The organism is Streptomyces sp. NBC_00557 (assembly GCF_036345995.1).
Classification (GTDB): Bacteria; Actinomycetota; Actinomycetes; order Streptomycetales; family Streptomycetaceae; genus Streptomyces.
This window is the reverse complement of record NZ_CP107796.1, coordinates 2,141,077-2,158,374: the sequence shown is the minus strand read 5'-3', so window position 1 is coordinate 2,158,374 and position 17,298 is coordinate 2,141,077. Positions and strand designations below refer to the sequence as shown.

The window sequence follows — 17,298 nt, the reverse complement described above, 5'->3', positions numbered from 1 at the left end:
CGCGATGACCTAAGAGGTGACAGCCGCGGAGGGAATACGGACGCCTGGACAGGCGCTGTGCATCTTCCCGGCCCCCGCCCGCGCCGTCGGCCCATCCCCAGGCCGGTGGTCGGCTCCTGTCCGCAGTGGACGGTGCCGGAAGCCGCTTTCCAACGTTCCGAGAGGTTGTTCGTGTCGGCCAGCACATCCCGTACGCTCCCGCCGGAGATCGCCGAGTCCGTCTCTGTCATGGCGCTCATTGAGCGGGGAAAGGCTGAGGGGCAGATCGCCGGCGACGATGTGCGTCGGGCCTTCGAAGCTGACCAGATTCCGGCCACTCAGTGGAAGAACGTACTGCGCAGCCTCAACCAGATTCTTGAGGAAGAGGGTGTGACGCTGATGGTCAGTGCCGCAGAGCCCAAGCGCACCCGCAAGAGCGTCGCAGCGAAGAGCCCCGCGAAGCGCACCGCCACCAAGACGGTCGCGGCGAAGGCGGTGACCACCACGAGGAAGGCCACCGCCAGCACGGCCGCTCCCGCGGCGCCCGTCGCTCCCGCCGTAACCGATTCCGCCGAGGAAGCCGCCCCCGCCAAGAAGGCCGCGGCCAAGAAGACGACCGCCAAGAAGGCGGCCGCGAAGAAGACCGTCGCGAAGAAGACGGCCGCCAAGAAGACCACGGCCAAGAAGGACGACGTCGAGCTTCTCGAAGACGAGGTGCTTGAGGACGCCAAGGTCGCCGACGAGCCGGAGGGCGCCGAGAGCGCTGGCTTCGTCCTGTCCGACGAGGACGAGGACGACGCGCCCGCGCAGCAGGTTGCCGCGGCCGGCGCCACCGCCGACCCGGTCAAGGACTACCTGAAGCAGATCGGCAAGGTCCCCCTGCTCAACGCCGAGCAGGAGGTCGAACTGGCCAAGCGCATCGAGGCGGGTCTGTTCGCCGAGGACAAGCTGGCCAACGCCGACAAGCTGGCGCCGAAGCTCAAGCGCGAGCTCGAGATCATCGCCGAGGACGGCCGCCGCGCCAAGAACCACCTGCTGGAGGCCAACCTCCGTCTGGTGGTCTCCCTGGCCAAGCGCTACACGGGCCGCGGCATGCTCTTCCTGGACCTCATCCAGGAGGGCAACCTCGGTCTGATCCGCGCGGTCGAGAAGTTCGACTACACCAAGGGCTACAAGTTCTCCACGTACGCCACCTGGTGGATCCGTCAGGCCATCACCCGCGCCATGGCCGACCAGGCCCGCACCATCCGTATCCCGGTGCACATGGTCGAGGTCATCAACAAGCTCGCGCGCGTGCAGCGCCAGATGCTCCAGGACCTGGGCCGTGAGCCCACCCCGGAGGAGCTGGCCAAGGAGCTCGACATGACCCCGGAGAAGGTCATCGAGGTCCAGAAGTACGGCCGCGAGCCCATCTCGCTGCACACCCCGCTGGGCGAGGACGGCGACAGCGAGTTCGGTGACCTCATCGAGGACTCCGAGGCCGTCGTCCCCGCCGACGCCGTCAGTTTCACGCTCCTGCAGGAGCAGCTGCACTCCGTTCTGGACACCCTGTCCGAGCGCGAGGCCGGCGTCGTCTCCATGCGGTTCGGTCTCACCGACGGTCAGCCGAAGACCCTCGACGAGATCGGCAAGGTGTACGGCGTGACGCGTGAGCGCATCCGCCAGATCGAGTCCAAGACCATGTCCAAGCTGCGCCACCCGTCGCGTTCCCAGGTGCTGCGCGACTACCTCGACTAGGTCGCGGTCGTACGACGGCGAGGGCCCGGCTCCCTTCGGGGGGCCGGGCCCTCGTGCTGCGCGCCGCCGCGCAGTGGATCACTCTGGGTGTCCCGGTACGACCCGAGAGTGAGGAGTCTGCATGCGCCGTTCCGTTGCCCGGGCACTGATCCGATCGCTGGCCCTGACGGCCGCCATGGCCGTGACACCCCTGGTGGGCGCGGCTCCCGCGACGGCCGACAGCGTGGTGGTCGGCGGCTTCCCGATAGACGTCTCCCAGGCCCCCTGGACGGTCGCGCTGTCCAGCCGTGACCGGTTCGGAGGTACGCGGGCCGGACAGTTCTGCGGGGGCGTGGCGGTCACACGGACGGCCGTGCTCACCGCCGCGCACTGCCTGACCGAGGACGTCCTCGGAGCGCCCCCTGACCGCGTGGGGGACCTGAGGGTCATCGCCGACCGCACCGACCTGATGTCGGGCGGGGGCCAGGAGGTCGCCGTGCGCGACGTCTGGACCAACCCGGGGTACGACAGCCGCACCAACACCGGCGACTTCGCCGTGATCACACTCGCCAAGCCGCTGCCCCAGGGCGTGGTGATCGGCATGGCGGGCGCGGGCGACCCGGCCTACACGCCGGGCACGCAGGCCATGGTCTCCGGGTGGGGCGACACGACCGGCGAGGGCGCCTACGCGAGCAGGCTGTACGCCGCACACGTGCGCGTGCTGCCCGACGACCTCTGCGCCCGCGCCTATCCGGGCGGTCCCGACGGCACCTACCGGGCGGGCAGCATGCTCTGCGCCGGAGAGGCCGCCGGCGGCCCGGACGCCTGCCAGGGGGACAGCGGCGGCCCGCTGGTGGCGAAGGGCCGGCTGATCGGGCTCGTGTCCTGGGGCAGCGACTGCGGCAAGCCGGGCAGCCCTGGGGTCTACACGCGGGTCTCCGAGGTACTGCGCGTGCTGCGGGCGGCCTCAGGAGCCCCGAAGGCCCTTCAGGGCCGTCCTGGCCTGCTGGGTGGCTCCTGAAGCCTCCGCACGGAGACATGAGCACGGGCGGCCGCTCCTGGAGGGAGTGGCCGCCCGTTCACCGGCCTGTGCCGGGGCTGGCTCGTCGTGGTGCGAGATTCAGCGCTCTTCTTCGGAAGCGGTGTTCGGAACGGACGTCAGCCGCTCCGTCTCGTCCTGTATCTCAGCGGCGATCTTCTTGAGTTCCGGCTCGAACTTGCGACCGTGGTGGGCGCAGAAGAGCAGTTCTCCGCCGCTCAGCAGGACGACGCGCAGGTATGCCTGGGCGCCGCAGCGGTCGCAGCGATCGGCGGCCGTCAGCGGGCTCGCGGGGGTCAGAACAGTAGTCACGTCGCCTCTTCTCTAGCTCGACGAGCTGTCGTACCAGGGTCAACATCCAACCAGCCCGAAAACGTTCCCGCTCGTGGCTTTTCCTCGAAAAAAATCTTCCGGGGCGGCTGTCTGCTGCCGGTTGGCGGCGAATGTGCCGTAGTGCGTCTCTTGGGGTGCTTACGGTTTCGCTCAGTGTTGTGTCTCGGTCCTCCAGGCCGGGTTGCCTGTTGTTCAGGAGGACGTGCCCGGAGCCTAAATGGTTCATGCCTCCAATGGAACGTGATATGTACTTCACTCCAACGAGGGATCGAACGTGTATGCGAGCCTGGACTAGTCTGAGTTCCCGACGAGGGTGGCGTTACACCGGCTCTACCAGGCCTCGGTACCCTCTGAGCGGCGACCGAAGCCGTCCCCTTACCCAGTAGGGGGCCAACTGAAATTCAGCGAGGAGCGAACCGCGTGACCGCCGACACGTCCGTGCCGTCCACAGCGCTGCTGGCAGGAGCAGACCGGGACGGTTCCAACTACACCGCGCGGCACCTGCTCGTCCTCGAGGGCCTCGAGGCCGTGCGCAAGCGCCCCGGTATGTACATCGGATCGACCGACAGCCGCGGTCTGATGCACTGCCTGTGGGAGATCATCGACAACTCCGTGGACGAGGCCCTCGCGGGCGTCTGTGACCGCATCGAGGTGATCCTCCACGACGACGGCTCGGTGGAGGTGCGTGACAACGGCCGGGGCATCCCCGTGGACGTCGAGCCCAGGACCGGCCTGTCCGGCGTCGAGGTCGTCATGACCAAGCTCCACGCGGGCGGCAAGTTCGGCGGCGGATCGTACGCCGCCTCCGGCGGTCTGCACGGCGTCGGCGCCTCCGTCGTCAACGCCCTCTCCGCACGTCTCGACGTCGAGGTGGACCGCGGCGGCCACACGCACGCCATCAGCTTCCGGCGCGGCGTGCCGGGCGCCTTCGCCGGCGAGGGCGCCGACGCGAAGTTCGAGGCCAAGAGCGGGCTGCGCAAGACCAAGAAGATCCCCAAGACCCGCACCGGCACGCGCGTGCGCTACTGGGCCGACCGCCAGATCTTCCTCAAGGACGCCAAGCTCTCCCTGGAGAACCTGCACCAGCGCGCCCGGCAGACCGCCTTCCTGGTACCGGGCCTGACGATCGTCGTCCGCGACGAGTTCGGCCTGGGCGAGGGCGGCAGCAAGGGCGAGGAGTCCTTCCGCTTCGACGGCGGCATCAGCGAGTTCTGCGAGTACCTGGCAAGCGACAAGCCGGTCTGCGACGTCCTGCGCTTCTCCGGCAAGGGCACCTTCAAGGAGACGGTCCCCGTCCTCGACGAGCACGGCCAGATGACGCCGACCGAGGTGACGCGCGAGCTGGGCGTCGACGTCGCGCTGCGCTGGGGCACGGGCTACGACACGACCGTCCGGTCCTTCGTCAACATCATCGCCACCCCCAAGGGCGGCACCCACGTCTCCGGCTTCGAGCAGGCCGTGACCGGGGTGTTCAACGAGGTGCTGCGCGCCAAGAAGCTGCTGCGCGTGGCCGAGGACAACATCGTCAAGGACGACGCCCTCGAGGGCCTCACCGCCGTCGTGACCGTGCGCCTGGCCGAGCCGCAGTTCGAGGGCCAGACCAAGGAGGTCCTGGGCACGTCGGCGGCCCGCCGCATTGTGAACAACGTGGTCACCAAGGAACTGAAGGCGTTCCTGACCAGCACTAAGCGGGACGCCGCCGCCCAGGCACGGGTCGTCATGGAGAAGGTGGTGGCCGCCGCCCGCACGCGCGTCGCGGCCCGCCAGCACAAGGACGCCCAGCGCCGCAAGACCGCCCTCGAGTCCTCCTCCCTGCCGGCGAAGCTGGCCGACTGCCGCAGCGACGACGTCGACCGCAGCGAGCTGTTCATCGTGGAGGGCGACTCCGCGCTGGGCACGGCCAAGCTGGCACGGAACTCCGAGTTCCAGGCCCTGCTGCCGATCCGCGGCAAGATCCTCAACGTGCAGCGCTCGTCGGTGACCGACATGCTCAAGAACGCCGAGTGCGGCGCGATCATCCAGGTCATAGGAGCGGGCTCGGGCCGCACCTTCGACATCGACCAGGCCCGCTACGGCAAGATCATCATGATGACCGACGCCGACGTCGACGGGTCCCACATCCGCTGCCTGCTGCTCACGCTGTTCCAGCGCTACATGCGGCCGATGGTCGAGGCCGGCCGGGTCTTCGCCGCCGTGCCGCCGCTGCACCGCATCGAGATCGTCCAGCCGAAGAAGGGCCAGGACAAGTACGTCTACACGTACTCCGACCGCGAGCTGCGCGACAAGCTCATGGAGTTCCAGAGCAAGGGCATCCGCTACAAGGACTCCATCCAGCGCTACAAGGGTCTGGGCGAGATGGACGCCGACCAGCTGGCCGAAACCACGATGGACCCGCGGCACCGGACGCTGCGCCGGATCAACCTGTCCGACCTTGAGGCCGCCGAGCAGGTCTTCGACCTCCTCATGGGCAACGAGGTCGCGCCGCGCAAGGAGTTCATCTCCAGCTCGGCGGCAACGCTGGACCGCTCACGCATCGACGCGTAGCCGCTGCGCGGGGCTCGGCCGACGGGGGCTTGTCGGCGGGGGTTTGCCTGCGCGGCGGGCGGGCGGTTCCGGGTGATGCCGGGCCGGGTGGGTGGTTCGGGGCGGCGCGGGTCCGGCTGGGGGCGGGGTGCTTGGCGGCCGTGGGAGGGAGACGGGCTCTTTGGCCGTTGCGGGTGACGCGGGGTCGGCGGTGCAGGTGGGGGCGTCGGTCTGCTCCGGTTGAGCGGGGTCGCTAGTCGTCAGTCGCCGGATGGCCGGTCGCATGCGTGTACTGCCGCCCGCTGCCGGCTCACCCCTTCAGCCGTGTCGTCACGGGGCGTGAGCGGCTCGGTGTTGGCAGGTCGACGCCGGGTATGTCGCCGCTGTTGCTGAAGCGCGTTGCGGAAGAGCGAGCACTCCCGCCGGTGGCGCCCGCCGACCAGGACCGGCTCGCCTGCATCCGTAGGCTCGGTGGTCGCCGCTGCCGCCTGCCGACCGCTACCGCGATCCCACCGCTGGGCAGCTGGCCGGGACAGGCTCCCCAACTGCCTAACCACCGGGAACCGCCCCTGGTCAACCCAGCCGGTTTCCTCCCGGCTTGTCCGGATAGCGCCGTCGGACCGTCGGATTGCCAGACCATGCCCCGACCTCGCGTCGGCAGGACCGTGCCTCCACCCCTTCGGCCGGGCCGGGCTGCCTCACCCCGTCGGACGGCGGCCCCGGACTGTCCGCCGCCCGCCGCCCAGGACCGCCCTTCGACCGTTCCCGAGCCGTACACCGGCACCGGCACTGGCCTGTCCGTCGGCCGGTACGCGCCGTACGACTGCCCGTCGGCCAGAGCCACGCCTGCAACCGCCTGTCGGCCGGACCGGGACGGGCCTCCCACGGCCGGCCGCTGCCTCAGTCCCGTCTCAGCCCGGGGATCTACACCCGTGGGTGGAGACGGGCGGCTGTGGGTTTCCACCCGTGATCCACCCCGGCTCCGATCTCCGGACCTGCGCTTTTCCGTAGTTTCGTTGGTGTCGGCGGCACCCGCTCCCGGCGCACCATCTTCTCGTTCATGGAGGCTCGATGTCCGGGGTCGTCAACGCGATGCTGATCGTTGCCGTCGCCGTCATAGTGATCGTGCGGCAGTTCCGTGCCCGGGCGATCAACACCGACCGGCGCTGGTGGCTGATCCCCGTGGTCCTCGTCGTCGTGGCGCTGCGCGAGCCCGGCATCCTCGACGCCCACCACCGCACCGAATACGCCCTGCTGCTCGTGGTGGAGCTGATCATAGGTGTCGCCACCGGCGCCGGCTGGGCCTGGACGACCCGTGTCTGGAGGGAACCGGACGGCGTCGTGTGGACCAAGAGCACCAAGGCGAGCGTGGCGGTGTGGATCGTGGGCATCGCCTTGCGCATCGGCGTCTACGGCATCGGCTCCGCACTCGGCCTGCACCAGGACAGCTCCGCCCTGATGATCGCCCTCGCCTCCACCCTGCTGGTCCGCGGCGGCATCCTGGTCTGGCGGGCTCAGTCGCTCGACGCCTGGGACGGTCCCGCCCCGGCGTACGGTGACGGCATGCGGTCGGTCAGGAAGGAGCGCGCGTGACGGAGAACGCCTGGACACGCTGGCCGTCGCGGGAGGCACTCGGCCGCGCGGGCACCTCCCGGCCCCGGCGCATGCTCGCCTGGGCCGTCAGGGTCCTGGTCCTCGCCATGCTCATGTGGGGCGCCTACAACCAGAGGCACATGGGCGTGCGGGGCGCGGCCGTCGCGATGGCGGGAGTTGCCGTCGCCGGCGTCCTCGCCTGGGCCCTCTTCCGGACCACCTACCAGCACCGCCTGGTGCCCTCACTGACCCTGATGTGCGCGCTCATGGTCCTCGCCGCCGGCGCCGAGGCCACCGGGTTCCAGGGAGCAGCCCTCGTGATCTGGTGCGGTTGCGCGATCACGGCGCTGGAGCGGCTGCCGCTCGGGGCCGCCCTCCCCGTGACGACGACGTGCCTGGCCGCGTACTCGGCCTTCAACAACGACGTCTGGATGACCACGGCCGCCACGGTCGCGGGCATGGCCCTCGCCGGGTACGTCCTGCGGCTGGACGCCGAGGCACGCGGCAACGCACAGCGACTGCTCGCTCAGGAACGCGCCGCCCGGGCCGCCGAGGCCGAGTCCGCGGCGTTGGCCGAGCGGGCGAGGATCGCACGCGAGATCCATGACGTGCTGGCCCACAGCCTCTCGGCGCAGCTGGTGCACCTGGAGGCGGCGCGGCTGCTGATCGAGAACGGCGCGGACCGCCAACGCATCCTCGAGCGGGTGGTGGCCGCCCGCGGCATGGCCCGCGACGGACTCGCCGAGACCCGGCAGGCCCTGTCCGCTCTCCGGGGCGAGCTGACTCCGCTGGAGGACTTCCTGAGTGACCTCGTCAGCGGAGCCGAGGGCGCCGAGGTCACCGTGACGGGTGAGCGCAGACCCCTGCCGGCCGAGGCCTCCCAGGCCGTGCGCAGAGTCGCCCAGGAGGCGCTGACGAACGTCCGCAAGCACGCCCAGGGAGCCAAGGTGCAGCTCAGGCTCGACTACAGCGAACACGAAGTGACGCTGGACGTACGGGACTCGGGCGGGCGGCCGGGCGAACTGACGGAGTCCGGAGGCGGGTACGGTCTGCTGGGCATGCGCGAGCGTGCCGAGCTGCTCGGCGGCTCACTGGACGCGGGACCGGACGAGGAGGGGTTCGTGGTGACGCTGAAGGTGCCCGTATGACCGAGACGGAGGGGGAGAAGAAGCCCGCGCGGGTGGTGGTCGCCGACGACCAGACGGTGGTCCGGGAGGGCATCGTGATGCTGCTCGGTCTGCTGCCCGGGGTGGAGGTCGTGGGCGCCGCGGGAGACGGCGAGGAGGCGGTGCGGCTGGTCGCGGAACTGGCCCCGGACGTCGTGCTGATGGACCTCAGGATGCCCCGCTGCGACGGCGTGGAAGCCACCCGGCGCATCCGGGAGCAGTACCCGGGGACCCAGGTCGTGGTGCTGACCACGTACGCGGACGACGAGTCACTGTTCCCCGCGCTGCATGCCGGCGCCCGGGGGTATCTGACCAAGGACGCGGGCGGTGACGAGATCGTGCGTGCGGTGGAGAGCGTGCTGTCGGGGGACGCGGGACTGTCCCCGAGTGTCCAGCGCCGGCTGCTGGAGCGGCTGTCGCGGTCCGAGCCCGGCCCGCCGGTGACCGCAGAGGCACCGCCCGACGGGCTGACCGCGCGGGAGACCGAAGTGCTGACGCTGATCGCCGAAGGGCTCAGCAACCAGGAGATCGCCCGCAAGCTGCATGTGTCGACCGCGACCGTGAAGACCCACATCAACAACCTCTTCTCCAAGACGGGCCTCAAGGACCGGGCCCAGGCGGTGCGTTACGCCTACAGCAAGGGGCTGGTGCGGCCGCCCACGCAGTGAGTCACCTGATGGGGTGAAGTGCTGAGGGAAGAAGAGTCACGGATCTTCCCGATCTGTCCATCCTTGGGCATGCAGTCAAGCAACGGTCGTGCCCGTGGATCCGGGGAGGGTCCCGAGACGTCGTCCGGGAACCGGGAAGACCACGGCGCATCCACCCGCGACATGACGTACGAGGACCCTTGGTACGACGCGCTGGCCTCCGGCTGGGGCGAGCAGGCCGGCCCGGGTGTGCCGGCTCCGCTGGTGCCGTCCGCTCGCGACGAGCGGAGCGGCGCTGCGGTTCGCGCACGGGACGTGTACGTCGAGGTGCAGCGCAGCGCGGCCTTCCAGGAGGTGCGGGGCAGGTACCGGCGGTTCGTCGTGCCGGGGGTCGTGGCCTTCCTCGCCTGGTACGTGGGCTATGTGGTCACCGCCACGACCGTGCCGGGACTCATGGCCAGGCCGGTGGCGGGAGCGGTGAACGTGGCCATGGTGGCCGGGCTGGGACAGTTCCTCACCACGTTCCTGTTCACCTGGGCCTACGCCCGGCATGCGCGGCTGCGCCGGGACCGGGCGGCGCTGGAGCTGCGCTGGGACACGCAGGAAATGACCCGGGACGTGCGGGGAGGCGCCTCGTGACGGGTGACCATCAGACTCCGGCGCTGCTGCTGTTCAGCGGTTTCGTGGCCGTGACCCTCGGGATCACGACATGGGTGAGCCGGCGCCGGCAGGGTTCTGCGGAGGAGTTCTACGCGGGAGGGCGGCTGTTCTCACCCATAGAGAATGGTTTTGCCATCGCGGGCGACTACATGTCCGCCGCGTCCTTCCTCGGGGTCACCGGGCTCATCGCGCTGTACGGCTACGACGGCATGCTGTACGTGGTGGGGTTTCTCGTGGCCTGGCTCGTCGTGTTGTTCCTGGTGGCCGAACTGGTGCGCAACTGCGGGCGGTTCACCCTGGCCGACGTGGTGGCCGCGCGGATGAGCGAGCGCCCGGTGCGGATCGCGGCGGGAACGTCCTCGGTCACGGTGTCCGTGCTGTACCTGGTGGCGCAGATGGTCGGCGCGGGAAGTCTGGTGGCGCTGCTGCTGGGGCGGACGGGCGGGGCCGCGCAGGCCTGGGCGGTCATCGGGGTCGGCGCGCTCATGGTGATCTACGTGTCGCTGGGCGGGATGCGGGCCACCACCTGGATCCAGATCGTCAAGGCCGTCCTGCTGCTGAGCGGCACGATCCTGCTGACCGTACTCGTCCTGGTCCGCTTCCACGGCGACGTCGGCCGCCTGCTGCTCACGGCGGCGGACCGCAGCGGTCATGGAAGGGCGTTCCTGGCGCCGGGCCTGAAGTACGGCGGGAGCTGGACCGCCCGCCTCGACTTCATCAGCCTGGGCCTCGCCCTCGTGCTGGGCACCGGGGGACTGCCGCACATCCTGTCCCGCTTCTACACGGTGCCCACGGCGCGGGCCGCCCGGCGTTCCGCGGTGTGGGCCATCGGGCTGATCGGCGGCTTCTATCTGATGACGATCGTCCTCGGCTTCGGGGCGGCCGCCGTGGTGGGGACGGGCGTGGTGCGCGGCTCGAACGCGGCCGGGAACACGGCGGTGCCGCTGCTCGCCCGCGAGCTGGGCGGCGGCGCGGGCTCCACCGGCGGGACGGTTCTGTTCGCGGTCGTCGCCGCCGTCGCCTTCGCCACGATTCTTGCCGTGGTCGCCGGCATCACGCTCGCCTCGTCGGCGTCCGTGGCGCACGACCTGTACGCGTCGCTGCGACGCCCGCGCGGCACGGCGCGCAGCGAAGTGTCGGTGGCGCGCTGGGCGGCGGTGGGCATCGGGGTCGTGGCGATCGCGCTCGGTCTGCTGGCCCGCGATCTCAACGTCGCCTTCCTCGTCGGCCTCGCCTTCGCCGTCGCCGCGTCGGCGAACCTTCCGGTGCTGCTGTACTCGCTGTTCTGGCGCGGCTTCACCACCCGGGGCGCGATGTGGGCGGTGTACGGCGGGCTGATCCCGGCGCTGGGACTGGTGCTGGTGTCCCCGGTGGTGTCCGGCAGCCCGGCTTCGCTGTTCCCGGACGTCGACTTCCAGTACTTCCCGTTGCAGAACCCGGGCATCGTCTCCATCCCCCTCGGCTTTCTCGCCGGGTGGATCGGCACGATCACCTCCGGGGAGGTCGCCGACGAGGCCACGTACGCCGAGACGGAGGTACGGTCGCTGACCGGCGCCGGTGCCGTGTAGCGCCGGGGATTCCCGCTATGGCGCCACCCAGGCGTACCGGTGCTCCGGCCGGCCGGTGTCGCCGTACTTCAGGGAGAGCCGGAGCCGGCCGGCCTGCTCCAGGTGGCGCAGATAGCGCTGGGCCGTGGAGCGGCTCAGGCCGGTCCGGGCGGCGACCTCGTGGGCGGACAGCGGCTGGCCGGCTCGGTGCAGGACGCTGCAGATCAGATCGGTCGTGGGTTCCGAGTGGCCGCTCGGCAGGCCGGGCGCGGACGGTGCGGGAGACGTCCTGAGCGCCCCGAAGATCCGGTCGACCTGCTCCTGTCCCGCCAGGCCCCGGCCGCCGACCCGGTCCACCGTGCGGCGCAGAGCGGCGTAGGAGTCGAGGCGGGCCCGCAGGGCGGCGAAGGTGAACGGCTTGACCAGGTAGTGCAGAGCGCCGAGGCGCATCGCCTGCTGCACGGTCGTCACATCGCTGGCCGCGGTGATCATGATGACGTCCGTGCCGTGGCCCTGCTCCCGCATGCGGTGCACGAGATCGAGTCCCGTCCGGTCCGGCAGATAGTGGTCGAGCAGAACCAGGTCGACGGTGCCGCGTTCCACGGCCGCCAGGGCCTGGGCAGCGCTGTGCGCGCGGGCGCTCACCCGGAAGCCGGGAACCTTTCCCACGTACTTCGCGTTTATCTCAGCGACGCGGAAGTCGTCGTCCACGACCAGGACGTCAATCATCGGGCCTCTCCTCCAAGGCCGACGGGCGTTACGCCCGTGTTTCGGCTCCGCAGTTGTAGCGCGAGCAAAATGAGCACAACAGGCTCTTGCGAGCAAAAGAACGGCTTGTGCCCACAAGACTGCTGCTGTGGCCGGGGCCACACCTACCGTCCCGGGCCATGAGCGCACACACCAGCCCCGCCATCGAGCTGCGGGGCGCGAGCAAGACCTTCAGAACCCCGTCAGGGGGACTGCACACGGCCGTGTGCGGTCTGGATCTGACCGTCGGGCGCGGCGAGTTCGTGGCCGTCGTAGGCCCGACGGGCTGCGGCAAGTCCACCACGCTGACGCTGGTCAGCGGCCTGGAGGAGCCCACCGAGGGCGAGGTGCTGGTGGCCGGCGAGCCGGTCGACGGCGTCGGTGACAAGGTCGGCTTCGTCTTCCAGCAGGACGCCACCTTCCCCTGGCGCACCGTCCTGTCCAACGTCATGGCAGGCCCCCGCTTCCGGGGCGTACCGAAGGCCGAGGCCAAGGAGAAGGCCCGCGAGTGGCTGGCCCGCGTCGGCCTCGCCGCCTTCGAGGACCGCTACCCGCACCAGCTTTCCGGCGGTCAGCGCAAGCGCGTCGCCCTCGCCGCCACGTTCGTCAACGACCCCGAGATCCTGCTGATGGACGAGCCGTTCTCGGCGCTGGACGTGCAGACCCGGGCGCTGATGTCGGACGAGCTGCTGGAGCTGTGGGAGGGAACGGGCTCCTCCGTCGTGTTCGTCACCCACGACCTGGAGGAGTCCATCGCGCTCGCCGACAAGGTCGTGGTGATGACCGCCGGGCCCGCCACTGTGAAGCAGGTCTTCGAGATCGACCTGCCCCGGCCGCGCAAGGTGGAGTCCGTCCGCCTGGAACCGCGGTTCATCGAGATCTACCGCGAGATCTGGGAGTCCCTCGGCGAAGAGGTCCGCATCACCCGCGAAAGAGGTGCCGCCCATGTCGCCTGAGACTCTCGAGACACCGGTCGTCGGTACCGCCAAGGTCACCGACCGCGCGCAGACCCGCGCCCAGGCCGCCCGCCGCCGCAGGGCCCTCGTCGCCGCCGTACGCGTGCTGCTGCTGGTGGCTGTCCTCGGGCTGTGGGAGGGACTGTCCCGGGCGAAGATCATCGACCCGTTCAACTTCTCGATGCCGTCGAAGATCTGGGACCAGATCTGGACCTGGGTCGCCCACGGCACCTCACTCGGCTCGCTGGGCGAGCAGATCTGGTACACGCTCTACGAGGCACTGCTCGGCTGGGTCATCGGTGTGGTCGCCGGTGTCCTGCTCGGCATCGCACTCGGGCGGATCAGATTGCTCGCCGAGGTCCTTGGTCCATACATCAAGGTGCTCAACTCGATCCCCAGGATCGTCCTGGCGCCGATCTTCCTGATCTGGTTCGGGCTCGGGCCGTCCTCCAAGGTCGCCTCCGCCGTCGTGCTGGTCTTCTTCCCGGTGTTCTTCAACGCCTTCCAGGGCGCCCGAGAGGTGGACCGGAACCTGGTGGCCAACGCCCGCATCCTGGGCGCCAGCGACCGCCGGGTGACGCTCCAGGTGGTCATCCCGTCGGCCACCTCCTGGATCTTCACCAGCCTCCACGTCAGCTTCGGCTTCGCCCTCATCGGCGCGATCGTCGGCGAGTACATCGGCGCGACCAAGGGCATCGGCCTGCTCGTCGCGCAGTCGCAGAACACCTTCAACGCGGCCGGCGTCTACGCAGCCATGGTCATCCTCGCCGTCGTCGCCCTCGCCGCCGAGGGCCTGCTGACCTTCGCCGAGCGCCGCATCTTCCGCTGGAAGCCCGCCGGTTCCGACAGCTGACCGGCTCCTCGCGGACCAAGCCCCCCACGCCTTCCCCGTACCGCCCTCTCACAAGGACGTGAACCGCATGCGCAACACCGCCAGATACGCCTCCCTGGCCGCCGCCGGCCTGCTGGCGCTCTCCTCGCTCACCGCCTGTGCCAACGACGCGGCCAGCTCCACGGCCGACACCGGCAGCGGCGGAGGCGGCGCCAAGGGCAAGGGCACGAGCGTCAAGATCATGGTCGGCGGCCTGGACAAGGTCATCTACCTGCCGGCGATGCTCACCCAGCGCCTCGGCTACTTCACGTCGGAGGGCCTGAACGTCCAGCTTCTCAGCGAGCCCGCCGGCGTCCAGGCCGAGACCGCGCTCGTCTCCGGCCAGGTGCAGGGAGCGGTCGGCTTCTACGACCACACCCTCGACCTGCAGACCAAGGGCAAGTCGGTGGAGTCGGTGGTGCAGTTCTCGCACGCGCCCGGCGAGGTCGAGGTGGTCTCGAACAAGGCGGCCGGCAGCCTCACCTCGCCCAAGGACTTCAAGGGCCGCAAGCTGGGCGTGACCGGTCTCGGCTCCTCCACCGACTTCCTCACCAAGTACCTGGCGGTCAAGAACGGTGTGAACGTCAGCGAGTTCACGCCCGTGGCCGTGGGCGCCGGACCGACGTTCATCGCGGCCCTCCAGAAGGGGGCGATCGACGGCGGCATGACCACCGACCCGACCGTCGCGACGATCCTCGACAAGAAGGCCGGCAAGGTCCTCATCGACATGCGCACCCCCGAGGGCTCGCAGAAGGCGCTCGGCGGGCCGTACCCGTCGTCAAGTCTGTACATGCAGACGGACTGGGTGAACGGACACAAGGACACCGTCCAGAAGTTGGTCAACGCATTCGTCAAGACGCTCAAGTGGATGTCCACCCACAGCGCCGACGAGATCGCCGCCAAGATGCCCGCCGACTACTCCCAGGGCAACAAGGCGCTCTACGCGCAGGCCATCAAGAGCACCCTGCCGATGTTCACCGACGACGGCGTGATGCCCCAGGGCGGTCCCGAGACCGTTGAGAAGGTGCTCAAGTCGTTCAACCCCAACATCAAGAACGCCAAGGTCGACTTGAGCAAGACGTACACCACCGAGTTCGTCAAGGCGGCCAAGTAACCGCCGCCTGAAACGCGCTCAGCCGCGGGTCGCCCACACGTAACGGTGTTCGGGGCGGCCCGCGTCGCCGTACTTGAGGCTCAGCAGCGCACGCCCGGTGCGTTCCAGGAACTTCAGGTACCGCTGGGCGGTCTGCCGGCTCAGCCCCGTCCGTTCGGCGATCTCCTGGGCGGACAGCGGTCCTTCGGCGCTCATCAGCGCCTGGCGCACCAGCTCGGCCGTCGTGGGGGAGTGCCCCTTGGGAAGACCGGGCTCCGACGGGGCGGACAGGGCGCCGAAGATGCGGTCCACCTCGGCCTGTTCCGCCTCGCCGCCGCCGTCCAGGGTGCGCCGCAGATGCGCGTACGCCTCCAGCTTGGCCCGCAGACCGGCGAAGGCGAACGGTTTCACCAGGTACTGCAGCGCCCCCTGCCGCATCGCGGCCTGCACGGTCGACACGTCCCGCGCCGCCGTCACCATGATCACGTCGGCCTGGTGGCCGCGCCGCCGCATCTCGCGGACGACCGCGAGACCGGTGTCGTCCGGCAGGTAGTGGTCCATGAGGACGAGGTCCAGCCGGGGCAGCTTCTCCACCTGGCGCAGCGCCTCCGCGGCGCTGTGCGCCTCGCCGGCCACACGGAAACCCGGCACCTTCTCCACGTACGCCGCGTTGACCCGGGCCACGCGCGTGTCGTCGTCCACGACCAGGACCTCGATCATCGGGTCTCCTCCTCGGTGACGGCAGCGGGCTGCAGGGCCTCGTCGGGCACCGCGGGCTCCAGCTCCGGCTCGGTCAGCGCCTCCGGCAGCACCACGGTGAACTCCGCGCCGCCGCCGTCCGCCGCGTCCACCGTCGCGCTTCCGCCCTGCCGTTCGGCGAGCCTGCGGACCAGCGACAGCCCGAGGCCCCGCTTGCCGTGCGCGGGCGGCTTCTTGGTGGACCAGCCCTCGGTGAAGACCAGCTCACGCTGGTCGGCCGGAATCCCGGGACCGGTGTCGCGCACCCTGAGCACGACCGTACGGCCCTCGGCGCGCAACTCGACCTCCACGCGCGCGTGGAGGGTGCCGGCGACCGCGTCGAGGGCGTTGTCCACCAGGTTGCCGACCACCGTGACCAGACCGCGCGGGTCGATCAGCCGGTCCGGCAGCCGGGTGCGCTCCGACACCCACAGCGCGACTCCGCGCTCGGCCGCGACGGTCGCCTTGCCGACCAGCAGCGCGGCCAGCAGGGGATCCTGGATCTTCTCCGTGACCTGCTCGGCGGTGGCCCGGTGGTCGCCGACCACCTCGCCGACGAACTCCACGGCGTCGTCGTACATCTCCAGTTCCAGCAGCCCGAGCAGGGTGTGCATGCGGTTGGCGTGCTCGTGGTCCTGGGCGCGCAGGGCGTCGATCAGCCCGCGCGTGGAGTCCAGTTCGCGTCCCAGCCGCTCCAGTTCGGTGCGGTCGCGCAGGGTGGCCACGGCGCCGCCGTCGTCGGTGGGCATGCGGTTGGCGACCAGCACCCGCTGGCCGCGCACGGTGAGCAGATCGGTGCCGGTCACCCGGCCGGCCAGGACGTCCGTCGTACGGCCCGCGCCGAGCGCCTCGTCCGGGGTCCGCCCGATGGCCTCGTCGCCGATGCCGAGCAGCCGCCGCGCCTCGTCGTTGAGCAGGCGGACACGGCCGCCGCGGTCGAGGGCGACCACACCCTCACGGATGCCGTGCAGCATCGCCTCGCGCTCCGCGAGCAGCGCCGAGATGTCGGAGAACGCCAGGTCCCGGGTCTGCCGCTGGACCCGGCGGGAGATCAGCCACGCGGCCAGCGCGCCCACCGCGAGAGCGCCGCCGGCGTACGCGAACAGTCCCGGTATCGCGCCGATCAGCCGCGCCCGCACGCTGTCGTAGGCGATACCGACCGAGACCGCCCCGATGATCCGGTGGCGGGCGTCGTACAGCGGCACCTTGCCGCGGGCCGAGCGGCCCAGGGTGCCGTTGTCGATCTCCATGACCTCCTTGCCGGCGAGGGCCTCGCGGGGACTGGTGGAGACCAGCTTGCCGATCTCGGACGCCGTGGGATGCGACCAGCGCACCCAGTGCCGGTCGAGCACCACGATGTACTCCGCGTGCGTGGCCTTCCGGATCCGCTCGGCCTCCCGCTGCACCGGACCGTCCGCCGTCGGCGGGGTGGTCAGGAGGCCTTCGGCGATCTGCGGGTCCTGGGCCGTCGTCTCCGCGATGGCCAGCGCCCGGCGCTCCGCCTCCTGGTCCAGCTGCCTGCTCAGCGGTGCCAGGAACAGGCCGGTGGCGAGCACCGCGACCCCCGCGGCGATCGCCACCTGCATGAGCAGCACCTGCGAGAACACCCGCCGTGGCAGACCGAGGCGCAGGCGGCGTGCGGGGGGAGTGGGGCTCATACCCATGACGGTACGTGGACGCGCGCGCCCGC

At 70.4% G+C, this 17,298-nt stretch carries 15 protein-coding genes; 11 read left to right on the top strand and 4 right to left on the bottom strand.

Features of this window, described 5'->3' with window-relative positions; all coding sequences use genetic code 11:
* The first annotated feature begins 171 nt into the window (after positions 1–171).
* Complete coding sequence (locus OG956_RS08780) at positions 172–1,716, top strand: RNA polymerase sigma factor (RefSeq protein ID WP_330337391.1); 1,545 nt, start codon at positions 172–174, stop codon at positions 1,714–1,716.
* A 121-nt stretch (positions 1,717–1,837) separates the two neighbouring features.
* Complete coding sequence (locus OG956_RS08775; protein ID WP_330337390.1) at positions 1,838–2,716, top strand: S1 family peptidase; 879 nt, start codon at positions 1,838–1,840, stop codon at positions 2,714–2,716.
* Positions 2,717–2,815: 99 nt separating this feature from the next.
* Here OG956_RS08775 and OG956_RS08770 read toward each other — a convergent pair whose 3' ends face one another.
* Positions 2,816–3,046, bottom strand: a complete 231-nt coding sequence (locus OG956_RS08770) for a DUF7455 domain-containing protein (RefSeq protein ID WP_030735014.1) — start codon at positions 3,044–3,046, stop codon at positions 2,816–2,818.
* A gap of 441 nt (positions 3,047–3,487) precedes the next feature.
* Here OG956_RS08770 and OG956_RS08765 point away from each other — a divergent pair, with 441 nt between their 5' ends.
* The 6 genes from OG956_RS08765 to OG956_RS08740 all read left to right on the top strand — a co-directional run bounded on the left by OG956_RS08765 (position 3,488) and on the right by OG956_RS08740 (position 11,224).
* A complete protein-coding gene (locus OG956_RS08765) occupies positions 3,488–5,611 on the top strand; it encodes a DNA gyrase/topoisomerase IV subunit B (protein WP_330337389.1) in 2,124 nt (707 codons plus the stop codon).
* Positions 5,612–6,661: 1,050 nt separating this feature from the next.
* On the top strand, positions 6,662–7,183 hold the full coding sequence (locus tag OG956_RS08760) for a DUF1453 domain-containing protein (RefSeq protein WP_330337388.1): 522 nt from the start codon (positions 6,662–6,664) through the stop codon (positions 7,181–7,183).
* A complete protein-coding gene (locus OG956_RS08755; RefSeq protein ID WP_330337387.1) occupies positions 7,180–8,331 on the top strand; it encodes a sensor histidine kinase in 1,152 nt (383 codons plus the stop codon). The genes OG956_RS08760 and OG956_RS08755 overlap by 4 nt, the downstream gene beginning before the upstream one ends.
* Positions 8,328–9,017 (top strand): response regulator transcription factor, encoded by a 690-nt coding sequence (locus OG956_RS08750; RefSeq protein WP_330337386.1) that lies wholly within the window; start codon positions 8,328–8,330, stop codon positions 9,015–9,017. Before OG956_RS08755 ends, OG956_RS08750 begins: the two co-directional genes overlap by 4 nt.
* Positions 9,018–9,179: 162 nt before the next feature.
* Positions 9,180–9,635, top strand: coding sequence for a DUF485 domain-containing protein (locus OG956_RS08745; RefSeq protein WP_330337385.1), 456 nt, complete (start codon positions 9,180–9,182; stop codon positions 9,633–9,635).
* Positions 9,632–11,224 (top strand): solute symporter family protein, encoded by a 1,593-nt coding sequence (locus OG956_RS08740; RefSeq protein WP_330337384.1) that lies wholly within the window; start codon positions 9,632–9,634, stop codon positions 11,222–11,224. The genes OG956_RS08745 and OG956_RS08740 overlap by 4 nt, the downstream gene beginning before the upstream one ends.
* A 15-nt stretch (positions 11,225–11,239) precedes the next feature.
* On the opposite strand, the gene OG956_RS08735 is transcribed toward OG956_RS08740, so the two are convergent.
* A complete protein-coding gene (locus tag OG956_RS08735; RefSeq protein WP_330337383.1) occupies positions 11,240–11,932 on the bottom strand; it encodes a response regulator in 693 nt (230 codons plus the stop codon).
* A gap of 158 nt (positions 11,933–12,090) precedes the next feature.
* Between OG956_RS08735 and OG956_RS08730 the strand changes: the two genes are divergently transcribed.
* From OG956_RS08730 to OG956_RS08720, 3 genes are all read left to right on the top strand, one after another.
* The gene (locus tag OG956_RS08730; RefSeq protein WP_330337382.1) at positions 12,091–12,906 is read left to right on the top strand and encodes an ABC transporter ATP-binding protein; all 816 of its coding nucleotides are present in this window, start codon (positions 12,091–12,093) and stop codon (positions 12,904–12,906) included.
* A complete protein-coding gene (locus OG956_RS08725; protein ID WP_330337381.1) occupies positions 12,896–13,759 on the top strand; it encodes an ABC transporter permease in 864 nt (287 codons plus the stop codon). Before OG956_RS08730 ends, OG956_RS08725 begins: the two co-directional genes overlap by 11 nt.
* Before the next feature lie 67 nt (positions 13,760–13,826).
* Complete coding sequence (locus OG956_RS08720) at positions 13,827–14,891, top strand: ABC transporter substrate-binding protein (RefSeq protein ID WP_330337380.1); 1,065 nt, start codon at positions 13,827–13,829, stop codon at positions 14,889–14,891.
* 18 nt (positions 14,892–14,909) lie between these two features.
* Here the strand turns inward: OG956_RS08720 and OG956_RS08715 are convergent, their stop codons facing one another.
* Together OG956_RS08715 and OG956_RS08710 are read right to left on the bottom strand one after the other, a co-directional pair.
* Positions 14,910–15,590, bottom strand: coding sequence for a response regulator (locus OG956_RS08715; RefSeq protein WP_330337379.1), 681 nt, complete (start codon positions 15,588–15,590; stop codon positions 14,910–14,912).
* Complete coding sequence (locus OG956_RS08710; RefSeq protein ID WP_330337378.1) at positions 15,587–17,266, bottom strand: sensor histidine kinase; 1,680 nt, start codon at positions 17,264–17,266, stop codon at positions 15,587–15,589. Before OG956_RS08710 ends, OG956_RS08715 begins: the two co-directional genes overlap by 4 nt.
* Positions 17,267–17,298: the final 32 nt, after the last annotated feature.

What these genes read in the sequence shown, in the direction of transcription:
- OG956_RS08760 (WP_330337388.1), top strand. Translation starts at nt 6,662, where the DNA reads ATGTCCGGGGTCGTCAACGCGATGCTGATCGTTGCCGTCGCCGTCATA.
- OG956_RS08775 (WP_330337390.1), top strand. Translation starts at nt 1,838, where the DNA reads ATGCGCCGTTCCGTTGCCCGGGCACTGATCCGATCGCTGGCCCTGACG.
- OG956_RS08710 (WP_330337378.1), bottom strand. Translation starts at nt 17,266, where the DNA reads ATGAGCCCCACTCCCCCCGCACGCCGCCTGCGCCTCGGTCTGCCACGG.
- OG956_RS08735 (WP_330337383.1), bottom strand. Translation starts at nt 11,932, where the DNA reads ATGATTGACGTCCTGGTCGTGGACGACGACTTCCGCGTCGCTGAGATA.
- OG956_RS08715 (WP_330337379.1), bottom strand. Translation starts at nt 15,590, where the DNA reads ATGATCGAGGTCCTGGTCGTGGACGACGACACGCGCGTGGCCCGGGTC.
- OG956_RS08750 (WP_330337386.1), top strand. Translation starts at nt 8,328, where the DNA reads ATGACCGAGACGGAGGGGGAGAAGAAGCCCGCGCGGGTGGTGGTCGCC.
- OG956_RS08745 (WP_330337385.1), top strand. Translation starts at nt 9,180, where the DNA reads ATGACGTACGAGGACCCTTGGTACGACGCGCTGGCCTCCGGCTGGGGC.
- OG956_RS08720 (WP_330337380.1), top strand. Translation starts at nt 13,827, where the DNA reads ATGCGCAACACCGCCAGATACGCCTCCCTGGCCGCCGCCGGCCTGCTG.
- OG956_RS08725 (WP_330337381.1), top strand. Translation starts at nt 12,896, where the DNA reads ATGTCGCCTGAGACTCTCGAGACACCGGTCGTCGGTACCGCCAAGGTC.
- OG956_RS08730 (WP_330337382.1), top strand. Translation starts at nt 12,091, where the DNA reads ATGAGCGCACACACCAGCCCCGCCATCGAGCTGCGGGGCGCGAGCAAG.